This window comes from Lentzea sp. NPDC037011 (genome assembly GCF_055607425.1).
In genome coordinates this window covers 1-15416 of record NZ_JBVJRT010000018.1, presented here as the reverse complement: position 1 = coordinate 15416, position 15416 = coordinate 1, and the positions used below count along the sequence as shown (strand labels likewise).

10 protein-coding genes are annotated in these 15416 nt (G+C 71.2%); 7 read left to right on the top strand and 3 right to left on the bottom strand.

Annotated features, from left to right (window positions below; all coding sequences use genetic code 11):
• Both ACZ7CH_RS37370 and ACZ7CH_RS37365 read right to left on the bottom strand, forming a co-directional pair.
• Positions 1-1779, bottom strand: a 1779-nt coding sequence (locus ACZ7CH_RS37370; RefSeq protein WP_470376086.1) for a WXG100-like domain-containing protein, incomplete at its 3' end; no start/stop codon positions are given.
• 195 nt (positions 1780-1974) lie between these two features.
• Positions 1975-4212, bottom strand: a complete 2238-nt coding sequence (locus ACZ7CH_RS37365; RefSeq protein WP_360388207.1) for an ATP-binding protein — start codon at positions 4210-4212, stop codon at positions 1975-1977.
• 213 nt (positions 4213-4425) lie between these two features.
• Here ACZ7CH_RS37365 and ACZ7CH_RS37360 point away from each other — a divergent pair, with 213 nt between their 5' ends.
• The 3 genes from ACZ7CH_RS37360 (at position 4426) to ACZ7CH_RS37350 (ending at position 9968) form a co-directional block, all read left to right on the top strand.
• A complete protein-coding gene (locus ACZ7CH_RS37360; protein ID WP_360388205.1) occupies positions 4426-5223 on the top strand; it encodes a DUF2625 family protein in 798 nt (265 codons plus the stop codon).
• 130 nt (positions 5224-5353) lie between these two features.
• Positions 5354-7645 (top strand): helix-turn-helix domain-containing protein, encoded by a 2292-nt coding sequence (locus tag ACZ7CH_RS37355; protein WP_470376085.1) that lies wholly within the window; start codon positions 5354-5356, stop codon positions 7643-7645.
• A gap of 64 nt (positions 7646-7709) precedes the next feature.
• Complete coding sequence (locus tag ACZ7CH_RS37350) at positions 7710-9968, top strand: ATP-binding protein (protein ID WP_470376084.1); 2259 nt, start codon at positions 7710-7712, stop codon at positions 9966-9968.
• Here ACZ7CH_RS37350 and ACZ7CH_RS37345 read toward each other — a convergent pair.
• Entirely contained in the window at positions 9957-10877 is a 921-nt protein-coding gene (locus ACZ7CH_RS37345; RefSeq protein ID WP_360388197.1) for a LysR family transcriptional regulator, read from the bottom strand. The genes ACZ7CH_RS37350 and ACZ7CH_RS37345 overlap by 12 nt on opposite strands.
• Before the next feature lie 110 nt (positions 10878-10987).
• Here ACZ7CH_RS37345 and ACZ7CH_RS37340 point away from each other — a divergent pair, with 110 nt between their 5' ends.
• The 4 genes from ACZ7CH_RS37340 to ACZ7CH_RS37325 all read left to right on the top strand — a co-directional run bounded on the left by ACZ7CH_RS37340 (position 10988) and on the right by ACZ7CH_RS37325 (position 15197).
• Positions 10988-11689, top strand: a complete 702-nt coding sequence (locus ACZ7CH_RS37340) for a phosphotransferase (RefSeq protein ID WP_360388194.1) — start codon at positions 10988-10990, stop codon at positions 11687-11689.
• A 191-nt stretch (positions 11690-11880) separates the two neighbouring features.
• On the top strand, positions 11881-13278 hold the full coding sequence (locus ACZ7CH_RS37335) for a family 43 glycosylhydrolase (protein ID WP_470376083.1): 1398 nt from the start codon (positions 11881-11883) through the stop codon (positions 13276-13278).
• Between the two features lie 17 nt (positions 13279-13295).
• On the top strand, positions 13296-14747 hold the full coding sequence (locus ACZ7CH_RS37330; RefSeq protein ID WP_470372026.1) for a glycoside hydrolase family 43 protein: 1452 nt from the start codon (positions 13296-13298) through the stop codon (positions 14745-14747).
• An 84-nt stretch (positions 14748-14831) separates the two neighbouring features.
• Positions 14832-15197: a hypothetical protein gene (locus ACZ7CH_RS37325; protein WP_470376082.1), complete on the top strand. Its 366-nt coding sequence runs from the start codon at positions 14832-14834 to the stop codon at positions 15195-15197.
• Positions 15198-15416: the final 219 nt, after the last annotated feature.

Sequence of the window (15416 nt, the reverse complement as noted above, 5' to 3'; positions counted from 1 at the left end):
CGGCGTCTGCGAGCCCGGCGTCTGCGAGCCCGGCGTCTGCGAGCCCGGCGTCTGCGAGCCCGGCGTCTGCGAGCCCGGCGTCTGCGAGCCCGGCGACTGCGAGCCCGGCGACTGCGAGCCCGGCGACTGCGAGCCCGGCGACTGCGCACCCGAGTCAGGGCGCGTGGCCGCGCCCGTTGCCGGGGGTGCTTCCACTACGGGTGGCACGGAAGGCGTCGGGTGGCCACCCGGGACCTGCTGGCCACCCGGAACCTGCTGGCTACCCGGAACCTGCTGGCTACCCGGAACCTGCTGGCTACCCGACTCGCCGGCGTTTCCGGCCGGGCCGCCACCCGGCACCGCGCCGGGAACGGCACCGCCGGGCACACCGGCGCCCGCTTCCGGCCGTCCGCCCGTGCCCTGACCGGAGTTCGCGCCTTGGCCGGAATTCGTGCCCTGACCGGGATTCGACCCCTGACCGGGATTCGACCCCTGACCGGGATTCGACCCCTGGCCGGGACTCGCGCCGCCGCCGGCGACCCCCACACCCGACGGCGGACCAGCCGCGCCCTCGGCCTGCGGACCCACGCCGTCCTTCTGACCGCCGGAATCCGCACCGTCTCGACCGGCACCACCAGGCACCCCACCACCGGGCACCCCAGAACCAGGCACGCCAGCACCGGGCACACCCCCAGCGGGCACACCCCCAGGCACCCCACCGCCCCCAACGGCAGCGTCGGCCCCATCGCCCCCGGCCGAGCCCCCCTCGCCGCCCGCCGCCTCAGAACCGTTCCCCCCGGAACCATTCTCGCCAGAACCATTCCCCGCAGACCCGTTCCCCCCGGAACCATTCCCCGCAGAACCGTTCCCCCCAGGACCGCCCGCACCAGGAACATCCGGCGCATCCGGCCGACCGATCTCCCCGATCGGAGGCGACTTGATGTACCCGGTCTCCCGAAGGTGGTCCTCGATGGCATTGCCCGCGTCGTCGGCCTTCTTCTGCGTGCCACCGCTGAACATGCCGCCGACCGCACCGGTCCACAGGTCGTCCATGCTGCCGCCGAGGATGCTCGCGGCGGCGGCGCCGACCACGACGTCGGCGGTGGCCTCGCTGGTGCCGTGGAACAGCACGTTGTCCTCGACCTTGGGCTTCCACTCCCGCATGCCGGTGTGCATGCCGCCCGCGATGATCCCGGCGCCGAGGCCGGCGACGCCGCCGACGATGGTGCTCCGGACGTCCCACTCGAAGCGGTTGCCCTCCAGGAACTGGGTGACCTGGGCGATGGCGTCCTGGAAGATCTCGTCGATGCCCTCCTCGATGCCTTCCATGATCAGCCGGATCGCCCAGTGCAGCTGCGCGCTGATCTGCTGGATGGCGGTCCTGGCCGCGGTGATGAAGGCGGGCACCAGGGGTGCGGTGAACGGGCTCGCGAGCGCCCACAGGATCGAGGCCGCGAAGAACGCGATCTCGATGAGCATCGTGTAGATGGACTGCTCGACGTTCAGCGCGAGCTCCAGCAGGCTGGTCGACTGCTTGTTGGCGAGCTGGACGATGCTCGGGACCGCGTTGACGATGCTCGTCACGCGGTCGCGGAACGCGCGGCCCGCCCGGCCGCCGATGGCGTTCTCGACGTTGCTGACCAGGTCGAGGACGCCGTTCGCCATCTCGCCGAGGGTGCGACCGCTCTCGACCCAGTTCTGCGCGAGGGCACGGGTGGCCGCCACGTCGATCCTCGGGGCTTTCTGGCCCGCCACCAGGATCCACAGCCAGTCGAACGTCGGATCGAACTTGATGTCCATTCAGTCCACTCCGAACTGCCGCTCAGCTCGCCTGCCGCGACGGCTCCTCTCTGGCCATCGAGTGCGCGGTGCGGACTCGATCGGACCGCGATCGTTCCGCAATCCAGCCACTCCGCCGGGGCAGGATCAACACGAACGGCCCAACCGGGAACCACAAAGGAAGTCTTTCCTGCCTCAACGCACCCCGGACCGGGGTCAGTGGGCGGGGATGCGGGCGAGCTCGACCTCGACCTCGGCCCGCTGCTCCGGCAGCGACAGCTCGTCGAAGGTGGCCAGCGCGCACCGGAACAGGGAGTCCGCGACCTGGTGCTCACCCGAGTCGAGGCGGCAGCGGCCCTCCCGGAACGCGGCCCGCGCCGAGTGCACGGAGGCACCCACCTTCTCGAAGAGGCCGCGCGCCTCGGCGAACATCGGCGCCGCCCGGCCGCACTGCCCCACCGCGTGCAGGCCCCGGGCCACGCCCTCGATGCACATCGCCAGCAACCTCGTGCGGGACAACGCCAGCTCACCGTTCTGGTTGTGCCGCAGTGCTTCCTGCAGCAGCTCCTCCAGCACCGCGAGCGCTTCGCGCGGCCTGTTGTCGAGCAGCAGCAACACGCCGAACTGGTAGCGCACGGTCATCCGCACCGTCCAGAACCCGAACGGGGCGGACAGCTCGACGGCCTGCCGCGCGTGCTCCAGGCTGTTCTGGCGGTCGCCCAGCATGAACTCCTGCGCGGTGACGTGCGCCAGCGCCCACACCCGCTCCAACCGGTCACCGGCCTCGTCTGCGCAGCGCAGGGCGATCTTGTGCTGTTCCACCGCGCCCGCGCAGTCCTGCGCGGTCACCAGGGCCCACCCGAGCAGGTTGCGCTGCTGTGCCTCCGCGGTCACGTCGCGCAGCGTGCGCGCCGCGTCGACCCCGGCGCCGAAGACCTCGACCCAGTCGACGCCGTGCCGGTCGTCGTCGGCGTACCAGTGCATCGCCCGCGCGAGCTCCACGACCTCGCGGTGCCGCCCGGTCCGCGCCGCCTCGCGGAACGCGGCCAGCCAGCTCGACCGCTCCTGCTCCAGCCACGACCGCGCCTCGTCCAGCGAACCGAACACTTCGTTCGCGGGTTCCTCCGGCGAGAACCTCTCCCCCGCCGCCGTCGCCATGCCCAGCAGGTGCTCCAGCACCGCCTCCGTCGTCAGCAAGCGGTCGGCCTCGTCGTCCTCGGCCTCCCAGCGCTCACGGGCGAACAACCGCAGCAGGTCGTGGAACCGGAACCGGCCCTCCGCCGGACCCGCCTGCACCATGCTCGCGTCCACCAGCTCGTCGAGCTGGCCGAACGCCTCCGACTCCGTCACACCCCCGGCCACCTGCGTCAGCTCCACACCGAAGTCCGCGCCCGGCACCGCCGCCAGCCGCCGGAACAACATCCGGCCCTGCGGCGACAATCCCCGGTACGACACCTCGAACGCCGACCGCACCTGCAGGTCCCCCGCGGACAGCGACGTCAGCCTCGTGCGCTCGTCCCGCAGCTGGTCCACCAGGTACCGCAACGACCAGTGCGGCCTGCTCGCCAGCCGGTTGCCCGCGATCCGCAACGCCAGCGGCAGGTTCCCGCACAGCTCGATCAACCCGGCCACCGCGTCCGGCTCGGCCCGCACCCGGCGCTCACCGACGACGGCCTGCAGCAACGCCTCCGCGTCCTCGTCGTCGAACGGGTCGAGGTGCAGCCACCGCACCCCTTCCAGGCCGGCCAGCATGCGGCGGCACGTCACGAGCGTCCGGCAGCCGGGAGAGGTCGTGAGGAACGGCCGGACCTGCGCCTCCGAGGCGGCGTTGTCCAGCAGCACCAGCACCTTCCGCTGCTGCAGCACCGCGCGGTACTGGCCCGACTGCTCGCTCACGGCGCTGGGCACGTCGCTCGGCGCCACGCCCAGCGCCCGCAGCAACCGGTCGAACACGACCTGCACGGGGAGCGGTTGCTCGTCGACCCCGCGCAGGTCGACCGCCAGGCACCCGTCCGGGAACTCGTCGCGCATCCAGTGCGCCGCCGACGCCGCCAGCACCGTCTTGCCCACGCCGGGCTGACCGACCATCGCCACCGACGGACTCGTGCGGATGCACTCCTGCAACCGGGACAGCTCCCGCCCCCTTCCCACCCGGTCCACGGGCAGGGGCGGCAGCTCGGCGACACCGGAGACCGACACCGGAGACCGCCGCCTGCGTCCGTGCTCCGCGACCCGCAGGAACTCCTCCCGCTGCACGGCGCCCAGCTCGAAGGCGTCCGCCAGCACCTCGGCCGACCGCCGCTGCGCCGCACGAGCCCGGCCCTGCTCCAGCTCCCGCAACGCACGCACACTGATACCCGACCGCTCCGCCAGACCCAGCTGACTCAGCCCAGCGGCACGCCGGTATCCCAGCAACAGCTCTCCGAACGTCGACCAGCACTCCGACTCGTCCACTAGACCAATGTACCTGATAATAGGAATTAGCGGTCACGCCGTGAAGGAATGACGAAAAGCGGACGTACTCGGTACGGGATGCTCCGGTGCGAACGAGCAGGATGCGCGGTCCACCAGGGCGGATTCCGCCGACGTGCTTGCACCGCACCTCACCGGCGCACTAGGCCGGAAAGCGCACCACCGCCGCGCCGGAGCCGAGAACGGGAAGAACCAGTGACGAACGCCGAAGAGCTCGCCGACGTGCAGGACGCCGTGTGGGAGTGGCTGGCCGCCGACCTGAACTGCAGCCTGGCCCGGTCCACGGTGCTCCGGCCCGATCCGGGCGCGTGCCGTGCGGCGCTGCGGCGGTTGCGGCTCAGCGCGGAGTCGCGACTGGGCGCGATCGTCCTCAACACCGGCGGCATCCTGCTGCACGAGAGCTGGGTGCGGGTCTACGGCGGGTCGGGCGGTGGACCGGAGGGCATGCCCGGCATCGCCGAGGTGAACGGCGTGCACCGGCCGGCCGCACCGGACGGCTTCCACCGGCCGGCCGAGGTGGACCGGCGGCCGGCGGCCGGGCTGGTGGTCGCGCACGACGCGCTGGGGGGCGTGTTCGTGCTCAACGGCCCCGAGCCCCGCTCGCACGGCAGACCGGGCCGCCCGGACGACGTGATCTACTTCAGCCCCGCCACCCTCGCGTGGCAGACCACGGGACTGGACCACGACCGCTGGCTGGACTGGCTCGTGAACGGCGGCGCGGCTGGGCACTACCGCGAGGTCCTGTGGCCGACGTGGCGGGACGACACTGCCGGGCTGGGTCCGCGGCAGGGCATGTCCGTGCACCCGGCTCCCTGGTCGGCGGAGGCCGAGGACGGCTTCACCCCGCCGGTTCGCAGGCCGGCGCCCCTGCAGGAGGTCCTCGACGGACACGTGGCGGCCTGCGTCCGGCTCGGCCGCCCCCACCCCGGTGCACTGGGGACCGTCGAACCGCGAACGCCACGCCGGCGCCGCACTGTCCAATCCGGACGGTGAGGCGAACGCACCCCCGGCACTCCGCGCGCGAGGGTGACGTGGTTTCCTCCCGCTGAGGACATCATCGGTACAGACGGACACATCACCCTGCCCCTTTGCACCTCACGGGTGGCGGGGTTGAATGGTCCGCGTGACAGAGCTGCGCGATGAACCACCCGGTCCGTCCTTCGGCCACTGTCTGCTGAGGTACCGGACCTCGGCGGGCCTGTCGCAAAGGGAGCTGGCGCTCGCCTCCGGGTTGAGCGTGCGCGCGCTGCGCGAGCTGGAGCACGGACGGGCCGCGGCCGCTCAGGAGAAGTCCACCGAGCTGCTGGCGACCGCGCTGGGGCTGACCGGCGACGAACGCGAGTCGTTCCTCCTGCTGGCCAGGGAGGGCAGGCGCAGGTCCAGCGCGTCCGGCACCAGGACGATGCTGTACGGCTTGCCCGCCGTGCCCGCTCTGGTCGGCAGGGACGACGAGCTCGGCCGGCTGTCCCGCGCCGCGCGGGCAGGGGGCACCACGGTCGTGGCCGGGCCTCCCGGTGTCGGGAAGACCTCGCTCGCCGTGACCGCCGCGGACCGTCTGAAGGGGCACTTCCCGGACGGCTGCCTCGCGATCGACCTGCGCGGTGTGGACGACCAGCCCGTCCAGCCCGGGTTCGCGCTGGAGCGGATGCTCACCGCGCTCGGCGTGCCCGCCGGCCGCGTCCCTCCCGGGGAAGCCGCACGGAGCTCGCTCTTCCGCACGCTGATGCGGGACCGCCGCACCCTGGTCCTGCTGGACAACGCCGCCGACGAGGCGCAGGTGCTGCCGTTGCTGGCCGGTGCCGACCGCAGCTTCACGATCATCACGTGCCGGCGTTCGCTCCCGGACCTGGACCTCGCGGACCTGGACCCGGTGCAGCGCCTGGTGCTCGACGTGCTGCCCGAGCAGGGCGCCGTCGACCTCCTGACCACGATCGTCGGCGAGGACGTCGTGCTGGCCGATCCCGCCGCCGCCAGGGAGGTGGTGGACCTGTGCGGCAACCTCCCGCTGGCCGTGCGGATCGTCGGCAACCGGCTGGCGACCCGCCGGCACTGGTCGCTGTCCTACCTGGCCGGACAGCTCCGCGACGAACACCGGCGGCTCGACTCGCTCGCGGCGGGCGACCTGCGGCTCAGGCCCGCCTTCGAGCTGTCGCTGCGCAGGCTCAGCCCCGCGGCGCAGGAGGTGTTCCGCAGGCTCGCCCTCATCCCGGGAGCCCACTTCAGCGAGGAGCTCGCGGCGGTCGTCACCGGGGTGTCCGCGCAGGAGGTCGAGGCACAGCTGGACGAACTGGTCGAGGCATCGCTGCTCACCGTGACGGCCGCGCGGATGCGGTTGCAGTTCCACGACCTCGTCCGGTTGTTCGCCGGGGAACGCCTGGCAGCGCAGGAACCGGAGGACGTCAGGGACCGGCTGCAGGACGCCCTTCTGACCCACGTGCTGCGGAAGACCACCGCCGCCGCCCGGCTGTTCCTCGCCACGGTGGCGGACGTGCCGCCGGACAGCCCGTTCGGGTCCCAGGAGGAGGCGAGGGAGTGGCTGGAGCAGGAGTCCACCAACTGGCTCCTGGTGCTGCACCGGGCGACGGAGGCCCACCGGTACCGCGAGGTGGTCGACTGCACCTGGTCGTTGTACAACTACGCGCACGGGCGTTACGCGGGGCATGACTGGACCGACGTGTTCGAGCTCGGTGTACGCGCTGCGAGGCAATTGGGAGACCAGAAGGCGGAGGCCGACCTGCTCACCCAGTGGGGAGCAGCGTTCCAGTGGGGCCACGGCGACAGCGAACGCGCTCTGAGCACCATGTTCGAGGCGCTGACCCTCGCCGAGGAGATCGGCCACCACCAGGGCGCCATGGTCGCGCACTCGGCGCTGGGGTGGCCGCTGGTGTTCGCGGGAAGGCCCGAGGAGGCGCTGCGGCACGCCGAACTCGCCTTCGAGATGTCGGAGCCGTACGACTTCTTCGAGACCCGGTTCTGGATGCAGCTCGGGTGTGGTGGTCTGCGGCTTGCGACCGGCCACTTCGCCGAGGCCCTCGCCGTTCTCGCCCCACTGCTCGTGGAGGCCTCCGAACGGATCGGTGAGACGAACCAGGAGGTGGCCGGGAAGACGGTGGTGCTGGTGCGGATGAACATCGGCGACTGCCTCGCCGGCCTGGGTCGCTGGGCCGAGGCCGCCGAGCACTACCACGAGGTCGTCAGACTGCTCGGGACGGACCGACCCACCTACCGCAGCCGGGTGGAGCTGCTCGTGTGCGAGGGCACGGCGTGGCGCCAGGCGGGCGACTTCAAGCGCGCACGCGAGTGCCTCACGCGCGCACTCGACCTCTGCGACGACCCCGCCGACCGCGGTGACCGCGCGCCGGTGGAGGCCGAGCTGGCCCTGTTGCCGGTGGCGGAGACCGCCACTCCCGGATGACGTTCTCCCGAACCTCATCCCCGTTCCACATCAGTCGGCCATTCAAGGCAGGGAGAGTGAGGCCATGAGTGCCACCCACACCTCGGCGTCCGAGTCGCCGTTCGGTGAGGTCCTGCTGAGCCTCCGGACGGCGGCGGGACTGACGCAGGCAGGCTTGGCCCTCGCCTCCGGGATGAGCGTCCGTGCGTTGCGCGAGCTGGAACGCGGCCGGGCGAGTGCGCCGCAGGAGCGCTCGACGGAGCTGCTCGCCGACGCGCTGGGACTCGCGGGGGGTGCCAGGGACTCCTTCCTCTCCCTGGCGAGGCAGGGGCGTCGCCGCTCGGCCGGGGCCGCGAAGAACGCGGCGTTGCGCAGCCTGCCGGCGGTGCCCGGCCTGGTCGGACGGCAGCAGGAGCTCCTGCGGCTGTCCCGCGAGGCCGAAGCCGGTGGCGTCGTCGTGATCGCGGGACCACCGGGGGTCGGGAAGACGTCGCTGGCGGTGGCGGCGGCGGAGGACCTGCTCTCCTCCTTCCCCGACGGCTGCCTCGCGCTGGACCTGCGCGGCGTCGACGACCGGCCGCTCAGCCCCGCCGCGGCGCTGGAACAGATGCTGGCCTCGCTGGACGTGCCGCCGTGGCGGATGCCCGCGACGCTCGACGAGCGCAGTTCGTTGTTCCGCAAGGTGTTGCGCGACCGGCGGGTGCTCGTGCTGCTGGACAACGCCTCCGACGAGAGCCAGGTCAGGCCGTTGCTGACGATGAGCGAGGGGTGCCTGACGGTCGTGACCTGCCGGCGCGTGCTGGCGGGGCTGGAGTCGGCGCGCTGGGTGCTGCTGGACACGCTGACGCAGGACGGTGCCGTGGAGCTGGTCGCGGCCGTCGCCGGCGAGCAGGTGGTGCGCGAGGAACCCGAGGCCGTGCGGGAGCTGGTGGCGCTGTGCGGGAACCTGCCGCTGGCGGTGCGGATGGTGTGCACCCGTCTCGCTGCCGGGCGCGACGGGCGATCGGTCGCCGCGCTGGCGGGTGAGCTGCGGGACGAGCGGAGGCTGCTGGACTCGCTCTCGATGGGCGACGAGGACCTGCGGACGGCGTTCTCGACGTCGTACCAGGCGTTGTCGCCGCGGGCCCGGTCGGTGTTCCGCCGGCTGGCCGCCGTTCCCGGCGTGCACTTCGACGACGATCTCGCCGCTGTGGCGACCGGTGTGCCGGTGGCCGAGGTCGGTCTGGTGCTGGACGAGCTCGTCGAGATGTCCCTGCTGACGATCACGACCGAGTCGGTGCGCTTCCAGTTCCACGACCTGATCCGCATCTTCGCGCGCGAACGCCGGCTTGCGGAAGAGCCGCAGGACGTGCGCGACGAGCTGCGCGACGCCTTCGCCACGCACGTCCTGGACCTGGCGTCCGCGGCGGGCGGGCTGTTCTTCCCGGACGTGCGGGAGGTGCCGCGGGACTGCCCGTTCCGCTCGTACGAGGAAGCGGCCGAGTGGCTCGACCGGGAGGCCTCGAACTGGTTGGCGGTGCACCAGGAGACCGCGGCACTCGGCCGGCACCGCCAGGTGCTCGACTTCGCGGATGCGATCCACTGCTACGCCATCGGCCGCGAGCAGAAGCACCGCTGGAACGAGGTCTTCGAGCTCGGCCTGAAGGCCGCCAGGGCACTGCGCGACCGGCGCGGTGAGGCCGAGATGCTGAACCTGCTCGGCGCGACGCAGCACCGCTGCACCGACGAACAGGAGCTCGCGCTCGCAACGCTGCGGGAAGCGATGGCGATTGCGGAGGAGATCGGACACCGCCGGATCGTCATGTCCGCCAACTTGTCCACCGGGCTGGTGCTCGCACACCTCGGCAAGTTCGCGGAAGGGCTCGAACACATCACCTTCGCCTATGAGGGGTCCGGGGAGTTCGACTACTTCCAGCACCGGGTCTGGACGTCCCTCGGCCTGGGCGTCTGCCTGCTGGCAGCAGGCAGGTTCGCCGACGCGTTGGAGCGGTTCGCGTCCACACTCGACCAGTCGAAGCAGAACCGCGACCAGACCAACCAGGAGACGCTGGACCGGATGTTGGCGTTGCTGCTGACGCTCATGGGCGACTGCCTGTCGGCGTTGGGTCGCTGGAAGGAAGCGGCGGAGAGCTACCACGACGCGAGGACGACGATCGGTGAGCTCCAGATGAGCTACCGCACCGAGGGGGAGCTGGCGCTCAACGAAGGCGTCGCGCGGCGCCGCGCGGGTGAGGTCGAGCAGGCTCGGGCCTGCCTGACGTTCGCGCTCGGCAAGCTCGACACCCTCGGCAACCGCGGGCAGCGGGAAATGGCGGAGGCGGAGCTCGCGCTGCTACCCGGTTGATGTCCGGTCGGGAGCAGGCAACCACTGGTGCCGCGGGTCGAACGGGCGGTGGCGGGCCCGCACGTGGTCGGCGAGCAGCGGCAGTGCCGGGTGGCGGTTCGCCTGGTGCCACAGCAGCGACCAGGGGTAGACCGGCGTGGGATCGACCACGGTGAGCTGGACGACGTCCCGGTGCACGGGGAACTGCCTGGTGTTGCCGAACGTGATGAGCTCGGCCGAGGCCCCGATCTCGTCCATCACGTGCTCGCCGCCGAACACCGGGCCCGAGCTGTCGATCCGCACGCCGAACTCGGCGCTGAGGAAGCGGTAGTACTCCGCCCACTCGCTGTCGCCGGTGTTGCCGGGCATCCACGCCGTCAAGCCCGCCAGCTCCGCCATCGGCACGCGCCTGCGCCGGGCGAGGCGGTGCCGGCGGCCGACCAGCACGGGAATCGGTTCCAGGCAGGCGGGGACGCACTCGATCCCCGCGGGAAGGGGTCCGGTGACGCGGCCGAACGCCGCGTCGACCGAGCCGTCGGCGAGTGCCGCGTGCCGGGAGACGGCTCCGCGCGAGATGACGACGTCGACCTCCACGTCGCCGGCCTCGTAGAAGGAGCGGACCAGGTCGATCGGTGCGGCGACGCGGGCGAGCACGTCGATGCGCAGCGGGCGGCGGCGGGCGTGGAGCATCGCGGTCGCCTGGTCGGCCAGGCCGATCAACGCCCTGGCGTGCGGGAGGAAGGCCGCACCGTCCTCGGTGGGACCGGCACCGGTGCGGGACCGGGTGAGGAGGACGACGTCCAGGTCGGACTCCAGCCTGGCGATCCGCTTGGACACGGCCTGCTGGCTCAGGCCCAGGTGGTCGGCCGCCTCGGTGAAGTGCCCGGTGTCGACGACGGCGAGGAAGGCCCGGACGGCACCGAGGTCCATCGACAACTCCTGGTTGTTGTTCGTCGGCGTGTCGGTTGTTGGACACCACCGCGCGGAACTTGATCTGCTCAGCGACGTCGAGTCTGCCAACAACCACCAGGAGTTCAAAGTTGTCTTCCGTCGAGATCCCGCTGACCGGTGGCATGATCACGCAGGGCGTGGTCCGGGTGGGGGACACGGTGCGGCGCCCGGTCGGGCCGCATTCGCCGTTCGTGCACCGGCTGCTGCGACACCTGGAGGACGTGGGGTGCGAGGCCGCGCCGAGGCTGCTGGGCATCGACGACAGGGGGCGCGAGGTCCTCAGCTTCCAGCGGGGTGAGGTGGTGACCGAGTTCCGGGCCCGCGACTGGTCGTCCGCCCAGGTGACCGCCGCGGCCCGGCTGTTGCGCCGACTGCACGACGCGACCGCGGGAGCGCCGCTCGCGGGTGCCGAGGAGACGGTGTGCCACAACGACTTCTCGCCGCTCAACGTCGCCTTCTCGCGCGGTCTTCCCGTGTCCGCCTTCGACTTCGACCAGGCGGCCCCCGGTCCCCGCGTCCACGACGTCGCCTACGCCGCGTGGTTGTGGCTGCTCGGTCCCGAGATCACCCACCCGCTCGACCACCAGCTGGGTCTCCTGCGCACCTTCCTCGACGCGTACGGCCTGGCCGAGGACCAGCGCCGGGGTTTCGGCGGGCGCATCGTCGCGAGGGTCGAGGCCGAACGCGACTTCCACGCACGCGCCGGACGCGTCCTGGGCCCCGGGACGTGGCTGCACGACGAGATCGCCTGGTTGACCGAGCACATCGCTGTCGTCGATGCGGCGTGTTGACCGTTCGACACCTCATCGACACGATCCGTTGACGCCCGAGTTGCCGTCGTGCTCTCATTTAGCTCGACCGAAGGATGTTAACGCTAACACTCATTCGAAACCGCACAGCAGCTCGCCGAATGAGCCGCACAATCGAATGTTGTTAGCGCTAACTCGACGATTCGCCCCGTTCGACGATGATCGGAGCCGTCATGAACCGAGGGACCCGCCTGCTCACGGCGTCCTCTCTCGTCGTCGCATCGACCCTCGTCCTGCCCGCAACGCCGGCGTCCGCGGCCACCCTGCCCGTCGGCGCGCGGTCGCTGGAGGCGGTGAGCCACCCCGGCCGGTTCCTGCGCCACGCCGACTTCCTGGGCCGCCTCGACACCGTGACCTCGGCCAGTTCCGCCCAGGTCCGGTCGGACGCCACGGTCACCGTGGTCAACGGGCTGGCGTCACCGTCGTGCTACTCGTTGCAGGCCGCCAACGGGATGTTCCTGCGCCACCGCGACCTGCGGGTGCGCCTGGAGGCCAACGACGGCACACCCACCTTCCGCGGGGACGCGACGTTCTGCCCCGCCGACGGCTCGGTGACCGGTTCGGTGTCGCTGGTGTCGTTCAACTACCCCGACCGGCGGTTGCGGCACAAGAACTTCGAGCTGTGGGTGGAGTCCTACCAGGACACGGACAGGTTCCGCGCCGACAGCTCCTTCAAGGTCACGGCACCGTGGCAGCCGAAGACCGCCAAGGGCCCGGTGATACCCGGCCTGTTCGCCGACCCGCACATCACCCACCTCAACGGCCGCTTCTACCTGTACCCGACGACCGACGGGTACGCGAGCTGGTCCTCCCCGTACTACAAGGCGTTCTCGTCGACCGACCTGGTGAACTGGACCGACCACGGCGTGGTCCTGGACCACGGACCGGACGTCTCCTGGGCCGACAACTCGGCGTGGGCGCCCGCGGTCGTCACCAAGAACGGCCGGTACTACCTGTACTTCAGCGGTGGCGCGGCCACCGGTGACACGCGCAAGCACCTCGGCGTGGCCGTGTCCGACTCCCCCACCGGCCCGTTCCGCGACGCGCTCGGCCAGCCGCTGGTCCGGGCCGGCACCCACCCCTGTCAGGCCATCGACCCGATGGTGTTCACCGACGACAACGGGCAGTCCTACCTGTACTGGGGCAACGGTGCCGCGCACGTCGTGCCGTTGAACGCCGACATGGTCTCCTTCGACCCGGCTGCGGTGCGCACCATCACCACGCCGGGGTTCCGCGAGGCGTCGTTCGTGCTGAAGCGCAACGGCACCTACTACTTCATGTGGTCCGAGAACGACACCCGTGACGAGAACTACCGGGTGGCCTACGCGACCGGTCCCTCGCCGCTCGGGCCGTGGACCGCACGTGGTGTCGTGCTCCAGAAACGCCTGGAGCTCGGCATCAAGGGCACCGGCCACCACTCGGTGGTCCAGGTACCGGGCACCGACACCTGGTACGCCGCCTACCACCGGTTCGCCGTACCCGGTGGCAACGGCACCAACCGCGAGGTCGCCGTCGACCGCATGACGTTCAACGCCGACGGCACCATCGCCCCGATCGCCCCCACCCTCTGACCGGAGGAGAACAAACCGTGCAACGAACCACGTCGCGCGCCGCCGCGGCCTTGGTCGCGGCGCTGCTGGTGCTCACCGCACAGGTCCTCGTCGCCGTGGACCGGGCATCGGCCGCCGACCCGTTCACCGGCTACCTGATGGCGCACTTCACCGGTGAGTCCGCGAGCGGGGAGCAGCTCTACCTCGCGCACAGCAAGGACGGCCTGCACTGGACCGACCTCAACGACGGCGCACCGGCGCTCCTGTCCACCGTGGGCACGAAGGGCGTGCGCGACCCCGCGATCGTCCGCTCCCCCGACGGCAGCCGCTACTGGATCATCGCGACGGACCTGCGCATCGCGAGCGGCACCTCGTGGGACGACGCGGCCAACCGCGGCAGCAAGTCGCTGGTCGTGTGGGAGTCCACCGACCTGGTGAACTGGTCGGCGCCGCGGTTGCTCGACGTGGCCGGCGCGATCCCCGGCGCGGGTGACGCGTGGGCGCCCGAGGCGATCTTCGACCCCGCCTCCGGCGACTACGTCATCTACTGGGCGACGAACGCGACCCTCAACGGTGTCAAGAAGCACCGCATCTACTACACGCGGACCCGCGACTTCCGCACGGTCAGCGCGCCGGCCGTGTACATCGACCGCAGCGGCAACCAGGGCGTCATCGACACCCAGATCGTCGAGTCGCCGACCAGCACCGGCGGGTTCCGCTACTACCGCGCCTCCGCGGACGGTCACATCACCATCGAGGGCAGCAACTCGGTCCTGGGAACGTGGACGCGGATCGGCGACCTGTCGCACATGGGCATCTCCAACGGCGCCACCGGCGGCAACGTCGTCGAGGGACCGATGTGGATGCCGTTCAACAACCGCAACGAGTGGGCGCTGTGGCTCGACCAGTTCGCCACCGGCCGCGGGTACATGCCGATCGCGTCCACCAACCTCGGCAGCACGCGGAACTTCCGCACCGTGTCGGACTACTCGCTCGGCGGCACCCGCAAGCGCCACGGCGGGATCATGGGCCTGACCGCCGCGGAGGAGAGCCGCGTGCTGGCCAAGTACGGCACGAGCCGGCCGGTGAACCGCCTGCAGTCGTTCAACTTCCAGGACCGCTACGTCCGGCACGCCGACTTCGACGTGCGCATCGACGCCAACGTCAGCCCGGCGCAGGACGCCCAGTTCCGGATCATGCCGGGCCTGGCCGACCCCTCCGCCGTGTCGTTCCAGTCGGTCAACTACCCCGGCTACTACCTGCGGCACGTGAACTACGACTTCGTGCTCGCGCCGCTGGACGGCACCACCCAGTTCGCGGCGGACGCCACCTTCCGCCAGGTCGCCGGGCTGGCCTCGTCGTCGTGGAGCTCGTTCCAGTCCTACAACCACCCCGACCGCTACATCCGGCACTACGCCTACCTCCTGAAGCTGGAACAGATCACCACCGCCACGGCGCGCAGCGATGCCACGTTCCGCCTGACCGGCTGACCACACCACAGCTCGGGAGGGGTGGGTGCCGGCTGGCGGCCACCCCTCCCGTCCCCACCCGACCCATCCCGGCAAGAAGGGCACATGCGCGCACTCACCTCCCGGCTCGCGGCACTGGTCGCGGCCGTTGCCCTGTGCCTGGTCTCCCACTCCCTCGCCGCACCGCAGCGCGCCGTCGCCGCCGCCGAGCCCGGCTACCTGATGGTGCACTTCACCGGTGACTCCGCGATCGACCAGCAGCTCCACCTCGCGCACAGCAGCGACGGCCTGCACTGGACCGACCTCAACGGCGGCGCACCGGCGCTGCGCTCCACGATCGGCACGAAGGGCGTGCGCGACCCCGCGCTGGTGCGCTCGTCCGACGGCAGCCGGTACTGGATCGTCGCAACGGACCTGTGCATCCGCTGCGGCTCCACGTACACCAACGGCAGCCCCAGCCTGGCAGTGTGAGGGTCAGGGGTTCGAGTCCCCTCAGCTCCACAATTGGATACAGCATAAGAATCGCCCGCTGACCTGCGTAAGCAGGTTCAGCGGGCGATCTTGCTTTTCCGTCCCAAGTGGACGGTTGTATGCCTAAGAGGTCCTAACAGAATGATCAACGTGGTGGCGTGCAGCATGTCGGATGTGGATCATGTTTGACCGTGAGGAGGGGTCAGTCGCCGCCGTGGA

Bases quoted from the DNA above. Each gene is read 5' to 3' on its own strand.
- ACZ7CH_RS37345 (WP_360388197.1), bottom strand. From the start codon at position 10,877: ATGGACCTCGGTGCCGTCCGGGCCTTCCTCGCCGTCGTCGACACCGGG.
- ACZ7CH_RS37335 (WP_470376083.1), top strand. From the start codon at position 11,881: ATGAACCGAGGGACCCGCCTGCTCACGGCGTCCTCTCTCGTCGTCGCA.
- ACZ7CH_RS37325 (WP_470376082.1), top strand. From the start codon at position 14,832: ATGCGCGCACTCACCTCCCGGCTCGCGGCACTGGTCGCGGCCGTTGCC.
- ACZ7CH_RS37350 (WP_470376084.1), top strand. From the start codon at position 7,710: ATGAGTGCCACCCACACCTCGGCGTCCGAGTCGCCGTTCGGTGAGGTC.